Annotated in this window: 16 protein-coding genes and 3 tRNA genes; 13 read left to right on the forward strand and 6 right to left on the reverse strand. The window is 59.5% G+C overall.

Annotated features, from left to right (window positions below; genetic code table 11):
* Positions 1 to 18: 18 nt before the first annotated feature.
* From xth to ACA047_RS10480, 3 genes are all read left to right on the forward strand, one after another.
* On the forward strand, positions 19 to 813 hold the full coding sequence (gene xth, locus ACA047_RS10470; RefSeq protein WP_497359033.1) for an exodeoxyribonuclease III: 795 nt from the start codon (positions 19 to 21) through the stop codon (positions 811 to 813).
* 116 nt (positions 814 to 929) lie between these two features.
* Positions 930 to 1754, forward strand: coding sequence for an arylamine N-acetyltransferase family protein (locus ACA047_RS10475; protein WP_497359035.1), 825 nt, complete (start codon positions 930 to 932; stop codon positions 1752 to 1754).
* A 90-nt stretch (positions 1755 to 1844) separates the two neighbouring features.
* Positions 1845 to 3365, forward strand: a complete 1521-nt coding sequence (locus ACA047_RS10480) for a nucleobase:cation symporter-2 family protein (RefSeq protein WP_497359037.1) — start codon at positions 1845 to 1847, stop codon at positions 3363 to 3365.
* Between the two features lie 103 nt (positions 3366 to 3468).
* Here ACA047_RS10480 and ACA047_RS10485 read toward each other — a convergent pair whose 3' ends face one another.
* Positions 3469 to 3807 (reverse strand): hypothetical protein, encoded by a 339-nt coding sequence (locus ACA047_RS10485; RefSeq protein ID WP_497359039.1) that lies wholly within the window; start codon positions 3805 to 3807, stop codon positions 3469 to 3471.
* Between the two features lie 257 nt (positions 3808 to 4064).
* Here ACA047_RS10485 and ACA047_RS10490 point away from each other — a divergent pair, with 257 nt between their 5' ends.
* Positions 4065 to 4886 (forward strand): shikimate 5-dehydrogenase, encoded by an 822-nt coding sequence (locus tag ACA047_RS10490; RefSeq protein ID WP_497359041.1) that lies wholly within the window; start codon positions 4065 to 4067, stop codon positions 4884 to 4886.
* 6 nt (positions 4887 to 4892) lie between these two features.
* Here the strand turns inward: ACA047_RS10490 and ACA047_RS10495 are convergent, their stop codons facing one another.
* Positions 4893 to 5540 carry a YceH family protein gene (locus ACA047_RS10495; protein ID WP_497359043.1) on the reverse strand — a complete coding sequence of 216 codons (648 nt, stop codon included), beginning with the start codon at positions 5538 to 5540 and terminating at the stop codon, positions 4893 to 4895.
* A gap of 130 nt (positions 5541 to 5670) precedes the next feature.
* Here ACA047_RS10495 and ACA047_RS10500 point away from each other — a divergent pair, with 130 nt between their 5' ends.
* On the forward strand, positions 5671 to 6180 hold the full coding sequence (locus ACA047_RS10500; RefSeq protein ID WP_497359045.1) for a DUF1993 domain-containing protein: 510 nt from the start codon (positions 5671 to 5673) through the stop codon (positions 6178 to 6180).
* Positions 6181 to 6273: 93 nt separating this feature from the next.
* Here ACA047_RS10500 and sstT read toward each other — a convergent pair whose 3' ends face one another.
* Positions 6274 to 7506, reverse strand: coding sequence for a serine/threonine transporter SstT (sstT, locus tag ACA047_RS10505; RefSeq protein WP_497359047.1), 1233 nt, complete (start codon positions 7504 to 7506; stop codon positions 6274 to 6276).
* Positions 7507 to 7786: 280 nt separating this feature from the next.
* Here sstT and ACA047_RS10510 point away from each other — a divergent pair, with 280 nt between their 5' ends.
* Positions 7787 to 8944: an MFS transporter gene (locus tag ACA047_RS10510; RefSeq protein ID WP_497359049.1), complete on the forward strand. Its 1158-nt coding sequence runs from the start codon at positions 7787 to 7789 to the stop codon at positions 8942 to 8944.
* On the opposite strand, the gene nhaR is transcribed toward ACA047_RS10510, so the two are convergent.
* Positions 8941 to 9837, reverse strand: a complete 897-nt coding sequence (gene nhaR / locus ACA047_RS10515; protein WP_497359051.1) for a transcriptional activator NhaR — start codon at positions 9835 to 9837, stop codon at positions 8941 to 8943. The genes ACA047_RS10510 and nhaR overlap by 4 nt on opposite strands.
* A gap of 135 nt (positions 9838 to 9972) precedes the next feature.
* On the opposite strand from nhaR, the gene ACA047_RS10520 reads away from it, so the two are divergent.
* From ACA047_RS10520 to ACA047_RS10535, 4 genes are all read left to right on the forward strand, one after another.
* On the forward strand, positions 9973 to 10224 hold the full coding sequence (locus ACA047_RS10520) for a hypothetical protein (RefSeq protein ID WP_497359053.1): 252 nt from the start codon (positions 9973 to 9975) through the stop codon (positions 10222 to 10224).
* 27 nt (positions 10225 to 10251) lie between these two features.
* Positions 10252 to 11001 carry a TerC family protein gene (locus tag ACA047_RS10525; RefSeq protein ID WP_497359055.1) on the forward strand — a complete coding sequence of 250 codons (750 nt, stop codon included), beginning with the start codon at positions 10252 to 10254 and terminating at the stop codon, positions 10999 to 11001.
* A 457-nt stretch (positions 11002 to 11458) separates the two neighbouring features.
* On the forward strand, positions 11459 to 12133 hold the full coding sequence (locus tag ACA047_RS10530) for a peptidase C39 family protein (RefSeq protein WP_497359057.1): 675 nt from the start codon (positions 11459 to 11461) through the stop codon (positions 12131 to 12133).
* Positions 12134 to 12234: 101 nt separating this feature from the next.
* A complete protein-coding gene (locus tag ACA047_RS10535; protein ID WP_497359059.1) occupies positions 12235 to 12432 on the forward strand; it encodes a DUF6021 family protein in 198 nt (65 codons plus the stop codon).
* A 42-nt stretch (positions 12433 to 12474) separates the two neighbouring features.
* On the opposite strand, the gene pbpG is transcribed toward ACA047_RS10535, so the two are convergent.
* Positions 12475 to 13413, reverse strand: a complete 939-nt coding sequence (gene pbpG, locus ACA047_RS10540; protein WP_497359061.1) for a D-alanyl-D-alanine endopeptidase — start codon at positions 13411 to 13413, stop codon at positions 12475 to 12477.
* 366 nt (positions 13414 to 13779) lie between these two features.
* Positions 13780 to 14634 carry a bifunctional methylenetetrahydrofolate dehydrogenase/methenyltetrahydrofolate cyclohydrolase FolD gene (gene folD / locus ACA047_RS10545; protein WP_497359063.1) on the reverse strand — a complete coding sequence of 285 codons (855 nt, stop codon included), beginning with the start codon at positions 14632 to 14634 and terminating at the stop codon, positions 13780 to 13782.
* A 281-nt stretch (positions 14635 to 14915) separates the two neighbouring features.
* Here folD and ACA047_RS10550 point away from each other — a divergent pair.
* From ACA047_RS10550 to ACA047_RS10560, 3 genes are all read left to right on the forward strand, one after another.
* Positions 14916 to 14992: transfer RNA gene (locus tag ACA047_RS10550), tRNA-Arg, on the forward strand.
* Between the two features lie 40 nt (positions 14993 to 15032).
* Positions 15033 to 15108: transfer RNA gene (locus ACA047_RS10555), tRNA-His, on the forward strand.
* A 58-nt stretch (positions 15109 to 15166) separates the two neighbouring features.
* Positions 15167 to 15251: transfer RNA gene (locus ACA047_RS10560), tRNA-Leu, on the forward strand.
* The last annotated feature ends 355 nt before the right edge of the window (positions 15252 to 15606 follow it).

Genomic DNA, 15606 nt, shown 5'->3' on the forward strand with positions numbered 1-15606 from the left:
CACTTCGAGTTCTGGCCCATGAAGAACCTGCGGATCGCGACCTTCAATATCAACGGCATCCGAGCCCGGCTGCCCAACCTGCTGGAATGGCTGGAGCGGGAGAAACCCGACATTGTCTGCCTGCAGGAACTCAAGGCCGCCGACAAGGATTTCCCGGCAGCGGAGCTGGAGTCGGTAGGGTATGGCTCGATCTGGCACGGCCAGACGTCCTGGAACGGCGTCGCAATCCTGGCCAGGGATGCACAACCGCTGGAAAGCCGACGTGGCCTGCCCGGTGGGGAAGACGACAGCCACAGTCGCTACTTGGAAGCGGCGGTGCATGGCGTACTGGTAGGGTGCCTTTACCTGCCCAACGGCAATCCGCAGCCGGGGCCCAAGTTCGACTACAAGCTGGCGTGGTTCGAACGGTTGATCGAATACGCCCAAGGGCTGCAGGCCAGCGATCATCCCGTGGTGCTGGCCGGTGATTACAACGTGGTGCCCACCGACATGGACATCTACAACCCGCGTTCCTGGTTCAAGGACGCGTTGTTGCAGCCCGAAAGTCGTGAGTGCTATCAGCGCCTGCTGGACCAGGGTTGGACCGATTCGTTGCGTCATCTGTATCCAGACGAACGCATCTATACCTTCTGGGATTATTGGCGCCAACACTGGCAAAAAAACTCCGGGCTGCGCATCGATCACCTGCTGCTCAACCCGGCGGCAAGCCCGTACCTGAGCGAGGCGGGCGTGGACGCCTGGGTCAGGAACCAACCGCACCCCAGCGACCATGCCCCCACCTGGATCCGGCTGGTTTCGCGAAAGCGGCGCTGAGGGGGGCGCAGCACCCAGGCCGGTTATTGTCTCTGAAAGGGGAATACCTTATACCTGGCGCCCAACAGCAGCGTGCTTGGTGTAAGCCCTGCGCCGGACCAGGAAAGGACACCCTCATGAGCCACCCCCGACTGAGCGATACGGGCCGTTATCTGCAACGGCTGGGTTTCGACACACCACCAGCCCCGACCCTTGACACGTTGCGTCAGCTTCAATGGCGCCACACGGCCGAATTCCCCTTCGAAACCCTCTCGACCCTGCTGCGCCAACCGGTGCCCATCGACCTCGAATCGGTCGAGCGAAAAGTCTTCGAACAAGGGCGCGGCGGCTATTGCTATGAACTCAATCAACTGTTCCTGGCGCTGTTGCAGGAACTGGGCTTCGACGCCAGAGGTATCACCGGACGGGTGGTGATGAATGCCATCGAGGGGACCTGGGCTGCGCGAACTCACCGTCTCAGCCTGGTGACGTTCGACGGTGTGCGCTACATCACTGACGTCGGCTTCGGTGGCATGGTGCCCACCGCGCCTTTGCTGCTGGACAGCCGTGATACCCAGCTCACCCCCCACGAACCGTACCGCATCGAGGCCCACGAAGATGGCTACCTGCTGCGCGCCAACGTCGTCGGCGAATGGCGACAGATGTACCTGTTCGACCTGCAACGCCAGGAAGACATCGACTACACCCTTGGCAATTGGTACGTCTGCAGCCACCCGGAGTCTCCATTCATGGGCCGGCTGATGGTGGCTCGCACCGGTGATGGGTGGCGCAAGACCCTTAACGGCAACAGCTATGCCTTGCACCGGATGGGGCAGGAGAGTGAACGTCGGTCGATCACCGATGCCGATGAGTTGATCGACCTGCTGGAACATGAATTCGACCTGTGCGTACCACCAAGGGAGCTCTTGCGGCCTGCGGTGTCGGAGCTGTTCATGATGTGACGCGCAACAAGTTGTATACAGCTCTATGGACATTTGTTCGGAGTTTTGAATACAGTGTGCGCATAGCAAAAAACAGGGAACCCCCGAACCATGAAAACGCCCCATGTTTCACTCCCACGGCCCGAGGACGAAAACCTCGGCGTCGGCGCGAATATGGCTTACGGCCTGCAACATGTGTTGACCATGTACGGCGGCATCGTCGCGGTGCCATTGATCATCGGCCAGGCGGCCGGGCTTTCACCGGCGGACATCGGTCTGTTGATTGCGGCGTCATTGTTCGCGGGGGGGCTGGCGACATTGCTGCAAACACTTGGCCTGCCGTTTTTTGGCTGCCAACTGCCTCTGGTTCAGGGCGTATCGTTTTCGGGCGTCGCGACCATGGTGGCGATTGTCGGCAGCGGTGGAGAAGGGGGCTTTCAAGCCATTTTGGGGGCGGTGATCGCCGCATCCTTGATCGGCTTGCTGATCACCCCGGTGTTCTCGCGAATCACCCGTTTCTTTCCGCCACTGGTCACTGGCATCGTGATTACCACCATCGGCCTGACCCTGATGCCCGTCGCGGCGCGCTGGGCGATGGGCGGCAACAGCCACGCCGCCGATTTCGGCAGCATGGCGAATATCGGCCTGGCCGCCGTGACGCTGGCGCTGGTGCTGTTGTTGAGCAAAATGGGCAGCGCGACCATCTCCCGACTGTCGATTCTGCTGGCGATGGTTATCGGTACGATCATCGCGGTGTCGCTCGGCATGGCGGACTTTTCATCCGTCAGTGAGGGCCCGATGTTTGGCTTTCCAACACCGTTCCACTTCGGCATGCCGACCTTTCATATCGCTGCGATCCTGTCGATGTGCATCGTGGTCATGGTCACGCTGGTGGAAACCTCTGCCGACATCCTGGCCGTGGGTGAGATCATCGACACCAAGGTCGACTCCCGGCGCCTGGGCAACGGCTTGCGGGCAGACATGCTGTCGAGCATGATCGCGCCGATCTTCGGTTCCTTCACCCAGAGTGCCTTTGCCCAGAACGTCGGGTTGGTGGCGGTGACCGGGATCAAGAGCCGTTTCGTGGTGGCGACCGGCGGGGTGTTCCTGGTGGTGCTCGGCCTGTTGCCGTTCATGGGCCGGGTGATCGCCGCGGTGCCAACTTCCGTGCTGGGGGGCGCCGGCATCGTGCTGTTTGGCACCGTCGCGGCCAGCGGCATTCGGACCTTGTCGAAAGTCGATTACCGCAACAACGTGAACCTGATCATCGTCGCCACCTCCATCGGATTCGGCATGATCCCCATCGCCGCACCGAATTTCTACGATCATTTCCCAAGCTGGTTCGCGACGATCTTCCATTCGGGCATCAGTTCTTCGGCGATCATGGCGATTGTGCTGAACCTGGCGTTCAACCACTTCACCACGGGCAATTCCGACCAGCAGTCAGTCTTTGCCGCCGGCACCGAACGGGTGTTGCGTTACCAGGACCTGACGGCGCTGCGTGAAGGCGATTACTTCAGTGACGGCAAGCTGCACGACTGTGATGGCAACCAGATCCCCGTGGTGACGGAGCCTTCTCACGGGCCGGTAGAGCATGGCCCGGTACGGCTGAAAGGCAGTGAGCACGTCTGATCGCTCAAACTGACGTCGGCCCCATAAAAAAGCAGCCTGTGATCGTCGATCACAGGCTGCTTTTTGTGTTTTGCCTCAGAGGTTGATTACCAACCCGAGCGACTCAATAACCTGGGGGTGGACCGTAGTAGCCCCGTGGTGGCCCGTAATACACCGGCGCCGGGCGACGATAGTAGACAGGTCGTTCCACATACACCGGCTGTGGTTCGTAGTAGACCGGTGGTGGTTGCTGCACATAGACCGGTTGCGGCTGGACGTAGACCGGTTGTTCCACATAGACCGGCCGGTCTCGGTTGATAATCGCCGAGCCAACAATGGCCGAGCCGACGATCGCGCCAAATAATGCGGGACCCTCCCAACCACCGCGACCATTGGCGGATGCCTGGCCGGTGACTGCGAGTGCCCCCAGCAGCAGGGCGATTATGGGGAGTTTACGATTCATGGCTTTTCCTCGTTTCGGCCCCGGCGCCTGTGGTCTGTAACAGACCCGAGTAAGGGCGCGGGGATACTTGCTCTGACAGCGATTTTCTCAGAATTTGCGACGCCGTTGGGTAAATATTGTGTAAGGTTCGTGCCTGTTTTCTTTGCGCACCCGAATTAGCTGGGCCTGAGGCCGCATTGGCTGGCGCATCATCATCGAATAAAACCGGTCGGAACGGTGCTTCCGTCTATCCGAAAAGTGACTGCAAGGAGACAAGCATGCAGATCAATCCCAACAAAGACACCCAGCTGTGTATGTCGCTATCGGGGCGCCCCGGGAATTTCGGCCTGCGCTTTCATAATCACCTGTATGAGCAACTGGGCCTGAACTTCTACTACAAGGCATTCAGTAGCCAGGACCTGCCCGGTGCCGTTGCCGGTATCCGCGCGCTGGGCATCCGCGGGTGCGGGGTGTCGATGCCGTTCAAGGAAGCCTGTATCGCCCTGGTCGATGAGCTGGATCCTTCCGCCGTAGCGATCCAGTCCATCAACACCATCGTCAACACCAATGGCCATCTGAAGGCCTACAACACCGACTACATCGCCATCGCCCAATTGCTGAAAAGCCATGCCGTGCCCAAGGACTCGACTTTTGCCCTGCGCGGCAGCGGCGGCATGGCCAAAGCGGTGGCCAGCGCCTTGCACGACGGGGGCTATAAGCAGGGTTTGATCGTTGCCCGCAATGAAACCGCTGGACGAGCCCTGGCGGAGTCCCTGGGTTACGTGTGGCAAGCTGAGCTGGGTGAACAACGGCCGCAGATGCTGATCAACGTCACGCCGATCGGCATGACCGGCGGCCCGGAAGCCGATCAACTGGCGTTCGCCCCCGACACCATCGCAGCGGCGCGAATTGTGTTCGATGTCGTGGCGATCCCGTCGCAGACGCCACTGATCGTACGTGCCCAGGCTGAGGGCAAACAGGTCATCACCGGGCTGGAGGTCATTGCGATCCAGGCCCTGGAGCAGTTCGTGCTGTACACAGGCGTGCGGCCAAGCCAGGAACAGTTCGAAAAAGCCGTGGCGTTCGCCAGGGCTCTGTAGGCGCTGTTATTCCAGCCGTGCCAGACGCTCCTCCAGCGCTGCGATCCGGGCTTCGAGTTCCTCGATGCGCTCCAGCGATACGCCGTTAACCACACTGCGTTCTGCCGGTTGGTGGCGGGCGGCGAGGATCGCTTCGATGTCTGCCGGGTCGCCCATGGCGTGCACATAGCGATCTTCGCGCTGGCCGGCCTGGCGCGGTACTAGCAGCGCCAGCCCACGGGCGATCAGGCGTTCAAGTTGATGCACCACTTGTTCGGCGTCTTCGAAGTCGTGCATCCGACCACTGCGGGTCAACAGCTCATTGACCGTTTGTGGGCCGCGCAGGAACAGCAAACCTATCAGAATCACCTGGGCCGGCACCAGTTCCAAAGCCTTCTCGACCCGATGCTCCCAGCGGTCGGCGCGGCTGCCCATCACCAGCCTGGTAAAGCCGCGTCCTTCCAGCGCACGCAGGCTCTGGCCGACCTGGCCCGGGTTGAGGTTCATCACCGGTTCACGGCTGGTCTTCTGGTTGCAGGCCAGTACCAGAGCATTGAGGGTCAACGGGTAGGTCTCAGGATTGGTGGCCTGTTTCTCGACCAGCGCACCGAGGATGCGGATTTCCGTGCTGTTGAGCCGTGGTTCTTCGGCCTGGCTTTGTTCTTCGATGCTCATCGCGCGTTCCCTATGCTGTGGAAGCCGCCTAGCGTAATCCTTGCGCAATAAAAGACAAGCCGTGTAACAGCCGTGGCTATAATCGCACCACGTTTGATTTGTCCCGTTCTATTACCTGCATGAGATTGCCATGACTATTTCCCTGTACGCCGCCTCCGTCCCGGTTTTCAAGCAGATGCTCAACGCCCTGAGCGATGTCCTGAGCAAGGCCGAAGCCCACGCCAGCGCAAAAAACATCGACCCGAACGCCTTCTTGCAAGCCCGCCTGTACCCGGACATGTTCCCGTTGGTGCGTCAGGTGCAGATTGCCGTGGACTTTGCCAAAGGCGTATCTGCACGTCTGGCCGAGATTGAAGTGCCGAAATATGACGACAGCGAAACCACCTTCGCCGAGCTGCAAGCGCTGATCACCAAGGTACTGGCCTTCATCGAAGGCATTAGCCCTGAGCAGATCGACGGCAAGGAAGGCATCGAAATTGTCACCCGTGCGGGCACACCGAAGGAAAAACGCTTCACCGGTCAGAACTACCTGCTGACCTATGGCCTGCCGCAGTTCTTCTTCCACGTCACCACCACTTACGCATTGCTGCGCCACAACGGTGTAGAAGTGGGCAAACGCGACTACATGGGCGCGTTCTAAAACCCGCAGGTATAAAAAAGCCCGGAACGGTGTGGGCCGTTCCGGGCTTTTTTGTGGCTGTCTGTCACATCGTCGACGGATGTACCGCGGTTGTTACGCCTTACGCGCGAGCTTCTCTTCCTCGCCCAGGCAAGCCGCCGCCGTGAACAGCACGTCAGTGGAGGAATTCAACGCAGTTTCTGCCGAATCCTGCAGGACACCGATGATGAACCCCACTGCGACCACTTGCATGGCGATTTCGCTGGGAATGCCGAACAGGCTGCACGCCAGGGGAATCAGCAACAGCGAGCCGCCGGCCACCCCGGACGCGCCACAGGCGCAGATGGCCGCGACGACGCTCAGCAGCACGGCCGTCGGCACATCCACCACGATACCCAGGGTATGCACGGCTGCCAGGGTCAGTACGGTAATGGTGATGGCGGCGCCGGCCATGTTGATGGTCGCGCCCAGTGGGATTGATACCGAGTAAGTGTCTTCGTGCAGGCCCAGGCGTTTGCTCAACTCCAGGTTCACTGGAATATTCGCCGCCGAACTGCGGGTGAAGAACGCGGTGATGCCGCTCTCGCGCAGGCAGGTGAACACCAGCGGGTAGGGGTTGCGACGCAGTTTCCAGAACACGATGAGCGGGTTGACCACCAAGGCCACGAACAGCATGCAGCCGATCAGTACGCTCAGCAGTTGCAGGTAACCGAGCAGGGCACCGAAACCGGAAGTGGCGAGGGTGGAGGACACCAGGCCGAAGATCCCCAGCGGGGCGAAGCGGATCACCAGGCGCACGATCACGGTCACGCCATTGGACAGGTCTTCGAGCACGGTGCGTGTAGTTTCGCCAGCATGGCGAATGGCGACGCCCATACCAATGGCCCAGGCCAAAATGCCGATGAAGTTGCCGTCGATCAGCGCCCTGACCGGGTTGTCCACCACGCTGAGCAACAGGCTCTGCAGCACCTCGCTGATGCCCCCGGGAGCAGTGACGGCGACATCATGGGTCGAGAGCACCAGGTTGGACGGAAACAGCGTACTGGCCACGACCGCGACCACGGCGGCCGCGAACGTGCCCAGCAGATACAGAAACAGAATCGGCCGGATATGGGTTTCCTGACCGTGCTTGTGGTTGGCGATCGAAGCCATGACCAGCACGAACACCAGGATCGGCGCCACAGCCTTGAGTGCGGACACGAAGACCTTGCCGATGAATGCGGTGGACTTCGCCAGGTCTGGCGCCAGCGACGCCAGGATAATACCGGCGATCAGGCCGATGACGATTTGCGTCACCAGGCCGGTGCGTTTGAGGCGTTGCAAAAGGGAAGGAGACAAAGCAGTCATAACGGCATCTCTGATTTTTTTTGTGTGCAACGGTCGACGAATCAGGGCAACAAGCGGGCAGGCCACATGATCGGGACCGAAAGGAAGTACGGCGTTTGCAGGGCGCGGACTTTAGCACAGCCCACTGATAAATCTGACGGACCTGTGACGATCCGTCACCTGGGTGTTTAAGCGCGTTTGTCTGACGGCCCCATTCTGTTAGGCTTTGTCCTTCTCATCTTCTATTCCGCCAGCGGGCCTTCGGGCTAACGCTGGTGTCGTCGTTTTGTTGGAGTTCTGCATGTTGTTACCTATTTTCCTGTTATCGGCTGCCGGTTTTACGGTGCTGACCACGGAATTCATCATCGTTGGCTTGCTGCCCTCCATCGCCCGCGATCTGCAAGTCAGCATTCCCCAAGCCGGCTTACTGGTGACGTTGTTCGCCTTTACGGTGGCGGCATTCGGGCCGTTTTTGACCGCCTGGTTCGCCCGCTTCGAGCGGCGCAAGCTGTTTATCAGCGTGCTGGTGATGTTCGGCCTGGCCAACACACTGGCGGCCCTGGCCCCCAATATTTGGGTGATGGCCATCGCCCGGTTGATCCCGGCCCTGGGTCTGCCGGTGTTCTGGGCACTGGCCAGCGAAACGGCGGTGGACATTGTCGGGCCGCAGTACGCCGGGCGGGCCATCGCCCGGATCGGGTTCGGCATCGTCTGCGCCACGGTGTTCGGCATTCCGGTCGGCACGCTGATCAGCGATGCGTTCGGCTGGCGCAGCGCTTTTGCCATCCTGGCGGTTATCGCCTTCGCCAAGGCTTTGCTGCTGTTTATCTACTTGCCGAAAACCAACCTGCATCAGCATCAGGTGAGCTTTCGCTCGCAATTCAAGATCCTGCGCAGCCCGTTGATGCAGGGGCATGTACTGCTGTCGATCCTGGTGTTCAGCGGCATGTTCACCGCTTATACCTACCTGGCAGATATCCTCGAACGTCTGGCCGGATTCGACGGCACGCTGGTGGGCTGGTGCCTGATGGGCTTCGGGGCCGTGGGGTTGCTGGGCAACTCCCTGGGCGGCCGCGCGGTGGACCGGCATCCGTTGATCGCGTCGATGGTGTTCTGTTTGTTCATGATTGGCGGCATGGTGGCGTTGGTGCCGAATATTCATTCGACCCTCGGGCTGGCGGCGGCGATGGGAGTCTGGGGCCTGACCCAGGCGGCATTATTCCTGGTTAGCCACGTGCGGTTGATGAAGGCCGCGCCCGAAGCGCCGGCTTTTGCCGCCTCGCTGAACATCGCCGGTGCCAACCTGGGGATCGGGCTGGGGGCGATGGTTGGTGGGCGAGTCATTGATACATTGGGGCTTGGCAGTGTCGGTTTTGCCGCGGCCGGGTTCATCCTTGTGTCGATCCTGCTGGCGTTGTTGCTGATGACCTTCAAGCCCCGCGCCACCTGCGTGGGCTAAGCGCTGAACAGCTCGCGGCGTGCTCCTTCGGCGATCGCGACGATACCCGGATGGCTGACCTTGCGCTCCACGGAAATGGCGTAGAACGACTCGCTCACCGCGTCGGTCTGGCCAATCACCTGCACGCCATACTGGCGCTTCACCTCTTCGGCGATCACGCTCGGGCCAATAAAGATCCCGCTGCCTGACTGGCCGAAGGCCTGCATCAACGCGCTGTCGTCGAACTCGCCGACGATGCGTGGCTGGATCTGTTGCTCGGCAAACCAGCGTTGCAGGCGGCTGCGCACCACGGTTTCCGGACCGGGAATCAGCAGCGGGGCGTCGTGCAGGCTGCGGGGGAAATCCTGCCCGTAGCGTTCGGCCAGCGCGGCGGTGGCGAAAAAGCTGATCCCGCATTCCCCCAACTTCTGGCTGTAGCCCTTGATGTCCAGGTGGGTGGGCATCGGGCTGTCGGAAATCACCAGGTCCAGGCGCTGGATTGCCAGGTCCGCCAGCAGCCGTTCGAGCTTGTCCTCGCGACAGGTAATGCGCAGTGGCTCGCTCAGTTCCATGGTCGGTGCCAGCAGCCGATAGACGATGGACTTGGGCACCACATCCGCCACCCCAACCCGGAACAGGGTCTGCTGTTCGTTGGGCTGGGCCCGCAGCATCAGCTCCAGTTCACCGCCCAGCTGGAACATGTGTTCGGCATAGGGCAGCGTCTGGCGGCCCGCTTCGGTCAATTCCAGCTGCCGCCCGACGCGGCGGAACAACTTGATGTTATAGGTCTGCTCCAGCAGGGAAATCTGTCCGCTGATGGTTTGTGGGGTCAGGTTCAGTTGCTCACAGGCCCGCACGATGCTGCCGGTCTTGGCCACCACCCAAAAGTAATGCAACTGACGATAATTGAGCATGGGGTACGCCGATTCGTAAAAACCGAAGTATAACCGCTGAAAATACGAATTTTCCTGAAGTATTCACCTCTCTAGAATGCCGACCATCGGTGAGCCATCTTCGTGCTCTGTCTATTCTCTGAGAGGCATTTATTCATGACATATCAATCCTTGGGTCTTGCAGCCTTGCTAACGATGTCTTCAATGGCACTCGTGGGCTGCGAACAGGCCGAAAAAAGCGCCCAGCAACTGATGGGGCAGGCCGCAGAAACCGCCAAACAGGCAATCGAAGACACTCATAAGGCCGCCGAGCAGGCTATCAGCGAGGCCACCGGCGGATTGATCAGCCCCAAACAAAAACCGGCGGATACCGCTGACGAAACCAAATCTGCCACCCAAACCATCTAACCCGTCACATCGAGCCAGGACTGCCCCATGGATTATCTTTTACAACTTGCCGCCAGCCCCACCGCCTGGATCGCCCTGGCGACACTGGTGGTCATGGAAATCGTGCTCGGCATCGATAACCTGATCTTCATTTCGATTCTGACCAACAAGCTGCCCGAGCAGCATCGTGCCAAGGCTCGGCGGGTCGGCATCGGCATGGCGTTGATCCTGCGCCTGGGCTTGTTGAGCACCATTGCCTTCATCGTGCAGTTGACTGAGCCGGTCATCGAAATCCTGGGGCAGGCGTTCTCCTGGAAGGACATGATCCTGATCGCTGGCGGCCTGTTCCTGCTGTGGAAGGCCACCACCGAGATCCACCACAGCATGGACCCCGCGCCGGATGATCCCAAGTCGGCCTCGTCCGGTGTGACCCTGGGTTTTGCTGCCGCGATTGGTCAGATCCTGATGCTGGACCTGGTGTTTTCCATCGACAGCATCATCACGGCCGTAGGCATGACCGAACACCTGCCAATCATGATCATCGCCGTGGTGGTGTCGGTATTGGTGATGTTGCTGGCGGCCGAGCCCCTGGCCAAATTCATCAATCACAACCCGACAGTGGTCATGCTGGCGCTGGGCTTCCTGATCATGATCGGCATGACGCTGATCGCCGAAGGCTTCGGTGCACATGTGCCTAAAGGCTACATCTATGCGGCCATGGCCTTCTCGGCGACGATTGAGGCGTTGAATATGATGTCCCGTCGCGCGCGACAAAGGGCTGTCGCTGAAAAAGCCTGACTCCAGGCAGACAGAAGCCGCCCGGGTCCAGACCCGGGCGGCTTTTTTATGCGCTTTTGAACTGCGAGCGATCAGTGTGCGGCGGCATGGCGCCTGGTGGCTTTTTCGGTTTTTTCCGGTTGCGCTGAGGGGGCGTGATGATGGCGCCGGGTGATCCGTAGCACACCCCACAACATGGCTGTCGCTACGCTCAGCCAACCGAATATCAGCATCAGAATTGTCGCTGTCAGGCTCATCTGTGCCTCCTACTGCCCCGTCTGGGGCAACGCACTCAGTACAATGGACAGTCTAGTCGCTCAAGTGTTGCAGGCAGTCGATCGATGGCGTCGAGGACGGACAGGTTCGTTCTATCGAGACCACGCGACTGTTGTTTAAGGCTATACCCAGGCTTGTGGGCGCCTTATGATCGACGGCCCAAGTCCGGCCCGAAATCGGGTGCCTGAACAAGAGAGTCATAATGTTGCCGGTAATTTCCTCTTTTCGATCACTGGTACTGGCGACGGCTTGCCTGGCGGCCCTGGCGGGTTGTGCGGGCAGTGTGTCACCGCAGATCCAACGCCTGCCCGAACGGGTGGAGCTCAACAGTGTGCCGTTCTTTCGTGGTGAAATGTACCAGGGCGCACCGCAATCCCTGGCCGCCCTGCTGACGTTGCAGGGCACGGTGATTACGCCCGGGTTGCTGGAGAAACCTTTGCACCTGCCCGGAGGCGAAGCCCGCTTGCAGCAAACGATGCAAACCCTGGCGCGAGAGTATGGGTTGGTGGTGTATCCCCTCGACAGTGAGTTGCCTGCGCTGTTGGAGCAGGTCGCGGCGGGCTATCCCGTATTGCTGCGTTATAACGAGGGTTCGTTCTGGTCCGAATCGCGGTACGGGATTCTCGTCGGCTATAACCGCCAGAAGCGAACGGTCTTGCTGCGCTCGGGCATGAACCGGCGCACGTTGATGAGCTTCAGTGCGTTCGAATCGGCTTTCAAGGGCGCTGGCGGCTGGGCAGTACTGGCCCAGCGTCCTACGCAACTTCCGGCCAGTGTCGACTCGCAGCGCTGGCTGAAAGCGGCGGATGAGCTGGCTGGCGCAGGGCAGGAGCAAGCGGCGGCGCGAGCGACCAAGGCCTTGAGCACCGCGCACTGATCGCCAGCCCCGTTCGTCACTTGTCGGGCACGACCCGGCACGCCTGAGGCTCTTATCGTCAGGGTCCGGAGTTTTCCGGGCCGTGATTCGAGGAGGCAGGTATGGCGCAGTCAGATACCCCTACGGGGCCACATTCTTCCGAACATTCATCCGGTAATGATCTGGGGTTCGATCCGGATTCGCCGGATCTGGACGATCCACAAGTCGATCCGGTAGGGCCAGCCAAGGCGCCCCTGGACGAGAAGGATGAGCAGGAGAAGTCCAAGGCCTATGATCCGCTGGGTGATCTGAAGCCTTGAACAAAAAAGCCCTGATCAATCGGGGCTTTTTTATGAAGCGGCTTACTGGGACGCTTCCACCACACCACTCTGGCGGTTCTTGAGGTTCTTCGCCGCTTTGTATTGAAGGGCCACGGCTGGCACGCTGGCGCTTTTACCGGTTTCCACCCAGCTGCGAATCCGGCTGGCATCGGCGAAGTGGGTGTATTTGCCGAAGGCGTCGAGAATCACCAGCGCCATTGGACGATTGCTCATCTTGGTCACCAGCACCAGGCAATGGCCGGCCTGGTTGGTGAAGCCGGTCTTGGTCAGCTGGATGTCCCAGTTGTCCTTGTGGATCAGGTGGTCGGTGTTGCGAAAGCCCAGGCTATACACCGGTTTGCGGAAGGTTACGGTCTTTTCCTTGGTGGTGCTCAGTTCGCTCAGCAGCGGATACTTGCGGGCGGCGATCAGCAGCTTGGTCAGGTCGCGGGCGGTGGAAACGTTGTGGATCGATAGGCCGGTGGGCTCGACATAATGGGTGCTGCTCATGCCCAGCGCCTTGGCCTTGGCGTTCATGGCGGCGATGAATGCCGCGTAACCGCCGGGGTAATGGTGGGCGAGGCTGGCGGCGGCGCGGTTTTCCGAGGACATCAGGGCGATCAGCAGCACGTCACGGCGCGACAGTTCGCTGTTGAGCTTGACCCGGGAAAATACGCCTTTCATCTCGGGAGTGTTGGCGATGGTGATGGAAATGTATTCATCCAGGTTCTGTTTGGCATCCAGCACGATCAGGCCGGTCATCAATTTGGTCACCGAAGCGATCGGCACCACCACGTCCGGATTGCTCGCATAAACGACTTTATCCGTCTGCAGGTCCAACAGAATCGCGCTGCCCGAGGCGACTTGCAGTTTTGACGTGTCTCGTGGGGCCGCGATGGTTTCCTGCGCGTCGACATTTTGCGTGATAAAGGTGCCTGTGAAAGCGATGAACAGGCTAAGGATCGAAAGACGGATTTTCACGCGAGTAGGCTCGATAGAGTTAAAGGTGCCATTGGCAATGATTTAAAAAAAACGTTGCATTTTATGAGTATGGGCGATGACAGCGCTATATGCCTGCACCGCTTGGGCTTGTGAATAAATAAAGTTTAATGAAAGCGTGATTCTGGCGAATCGAATCTGAAAAATTTGTAGTTTGCGCGGCTTCCATAAAAAAACAGCACGGCCAACGCTTGTCGGTTAAGGAGCAAGCGACAAAAACTCCTGTGGGAGCGAGCCTGTTCGCGACAGTGGTGTGTCAGTCAACATTGATGTTGGCTGATCCAGCTATCGCGAGCAGGCTCGCTCCCACAGGTTTTGTGGCTTTTATGATTTATTGCCGGATACGTATCAGCTGTGCAGCGTCTCTGCCGCATACAGTGTGTTTTCCAGCAGGCAGGCGCGGGTCATTGGACCGACACCGCCCGGCACCGGGGTGATCCAGCCGGCGCGGGGCAGGGCGGTCTCGTAGACCACGTCACCCACCAGCTTGCCATCTTCCTGGCGGTTGATGCCCACGTCGATGACGATGGCGCCTTCCTTGATCCACTCGCCTTTCACCAGGCCAGGTTTGCCGGCGGCCACGACTACCAGGTCGGCACGCCCGACGTGGCCGGCCAGGTCCTTGGTGAAGCGGTGGGTCACGGTGACGGTGCAGCCGGCCAGCAGCAGCTCCATGGCCATCGGACGGCCAACGATGTTGGACGCGCCCACGACCACGGCATCAAGACCATAAAGGTCCACGCCGGTGCTTTCCAGCAGCGTCATGATGCCTTTGGGGGTGCAGGGACGCAGCAGCGGGATGCGCTGTGCCAGGCGGCCGACGTTATAAGGATGGAAACCGTCGACGTCTTTGTCCGGGCGGATACGCTCCAGCAACTGGGAGGCATCGAGGTGTTCAGGCAGCGGCAGTTGGAGCAGAACGCCGTCGATGTTCGAGTCATCGTTCAGGCGATCGATCAGATCGGCCAACGCTTGCTGAGTGGTTTCGGAAGGTAGGTCGTAGGCCTGGGAAAGGAAGCCGACCTCTTCACAGTCTTTACGCTTGTGCGAGACATAAACCTGAGAGGCAGGATCGCTGCCGACCAGAATCACCGCAAGGCCGGGCGTGCGCAGGCCTTGTTGGCGGCGCTCGGTGACTCGTTGGGCGATCTGCTGGCGCAGGCTGGCGGCGATCGATTTGCCGTCGATAAGTTGTGCAGTCATTGCGCGTGGTTAACCATCGAGAGGGGAAAAAAAGAGAACGCATTCTCGCATGCCGAGGCGTGAGGGCAAAGGCGCTTGGTCTGCAAATTCCCCTAACCCCTTTAATTAAATGAATTTTTTTTAAAAAAGAGTTGACGACCTATCGGGCCGTCTATAACATTCGTCGCACTTGTCGGGCACAGCCTAGCACTGGTTAAGAAGGTGGAGCGGAGTTGGTTGTTTCAACTCGGCAAAACTGAAAGCACTTAGTTTGTAATCGTCCAAGAATACAGATTAAAAAGGCGCCCGTAGCTCAGCTGGATAGAGCATCCGCCTTCTAAGCGGATGGTCGCAGGTTCGAGTCCTGCCGGGTGCGCCATTAGGCAGCTTTGGCACAAGTAAGGCAACAAGGCAATATGGTGGGCGTAGCTCAGTTGGTAGAGCACGGGATTGTGACTCCCGTTGTCGTGGGTTCGATCCCCATCGTCCACCCCATATTCTAGAAAGGCGCCAGATTTAATAATCTGGCGCCTTTGCTTTAAAAGCTTGATACGCGGATGTGGTGGAATTGGTAGACACACTGGATTTAGGTTCCAGCGCCGCAAGGTGTGAGAGTTCGAGTCTCTCCGTCCGCACCATACAAGTCGCTATTTAAATAGCAGAAAACGGCGCAGTACCTGAAGAGGGCTGCGCCGTTTTTGTTTTCAATGGTTTTGGGTCCATCGCCAGCCCGGTTTCGGGGTTGTGCGGGGCGGCCGCTTGTCGCGATTGTGTTTCGTGATGATGCACGGCATGCCCGTCGGTCTCCTTGTGGGGCCAGCCAGGTGCGTAACTGTCATGCTTCTATATATAGAAGCGTTGGGGCGCAGCCCTGGGATGATCGACTGTATTTGCAATCCGGGCGAGGCATGACCGCTTGTCCCGCTCCTAAATCGGCGCCTGTTTCCTGCCTTTTTCAGTAGGGTGACTTCTTGAGTTTGACCTACTAGAATG

This window comes from Pseudomonas sp. LBUM1664, assembly GCF_059695895.1.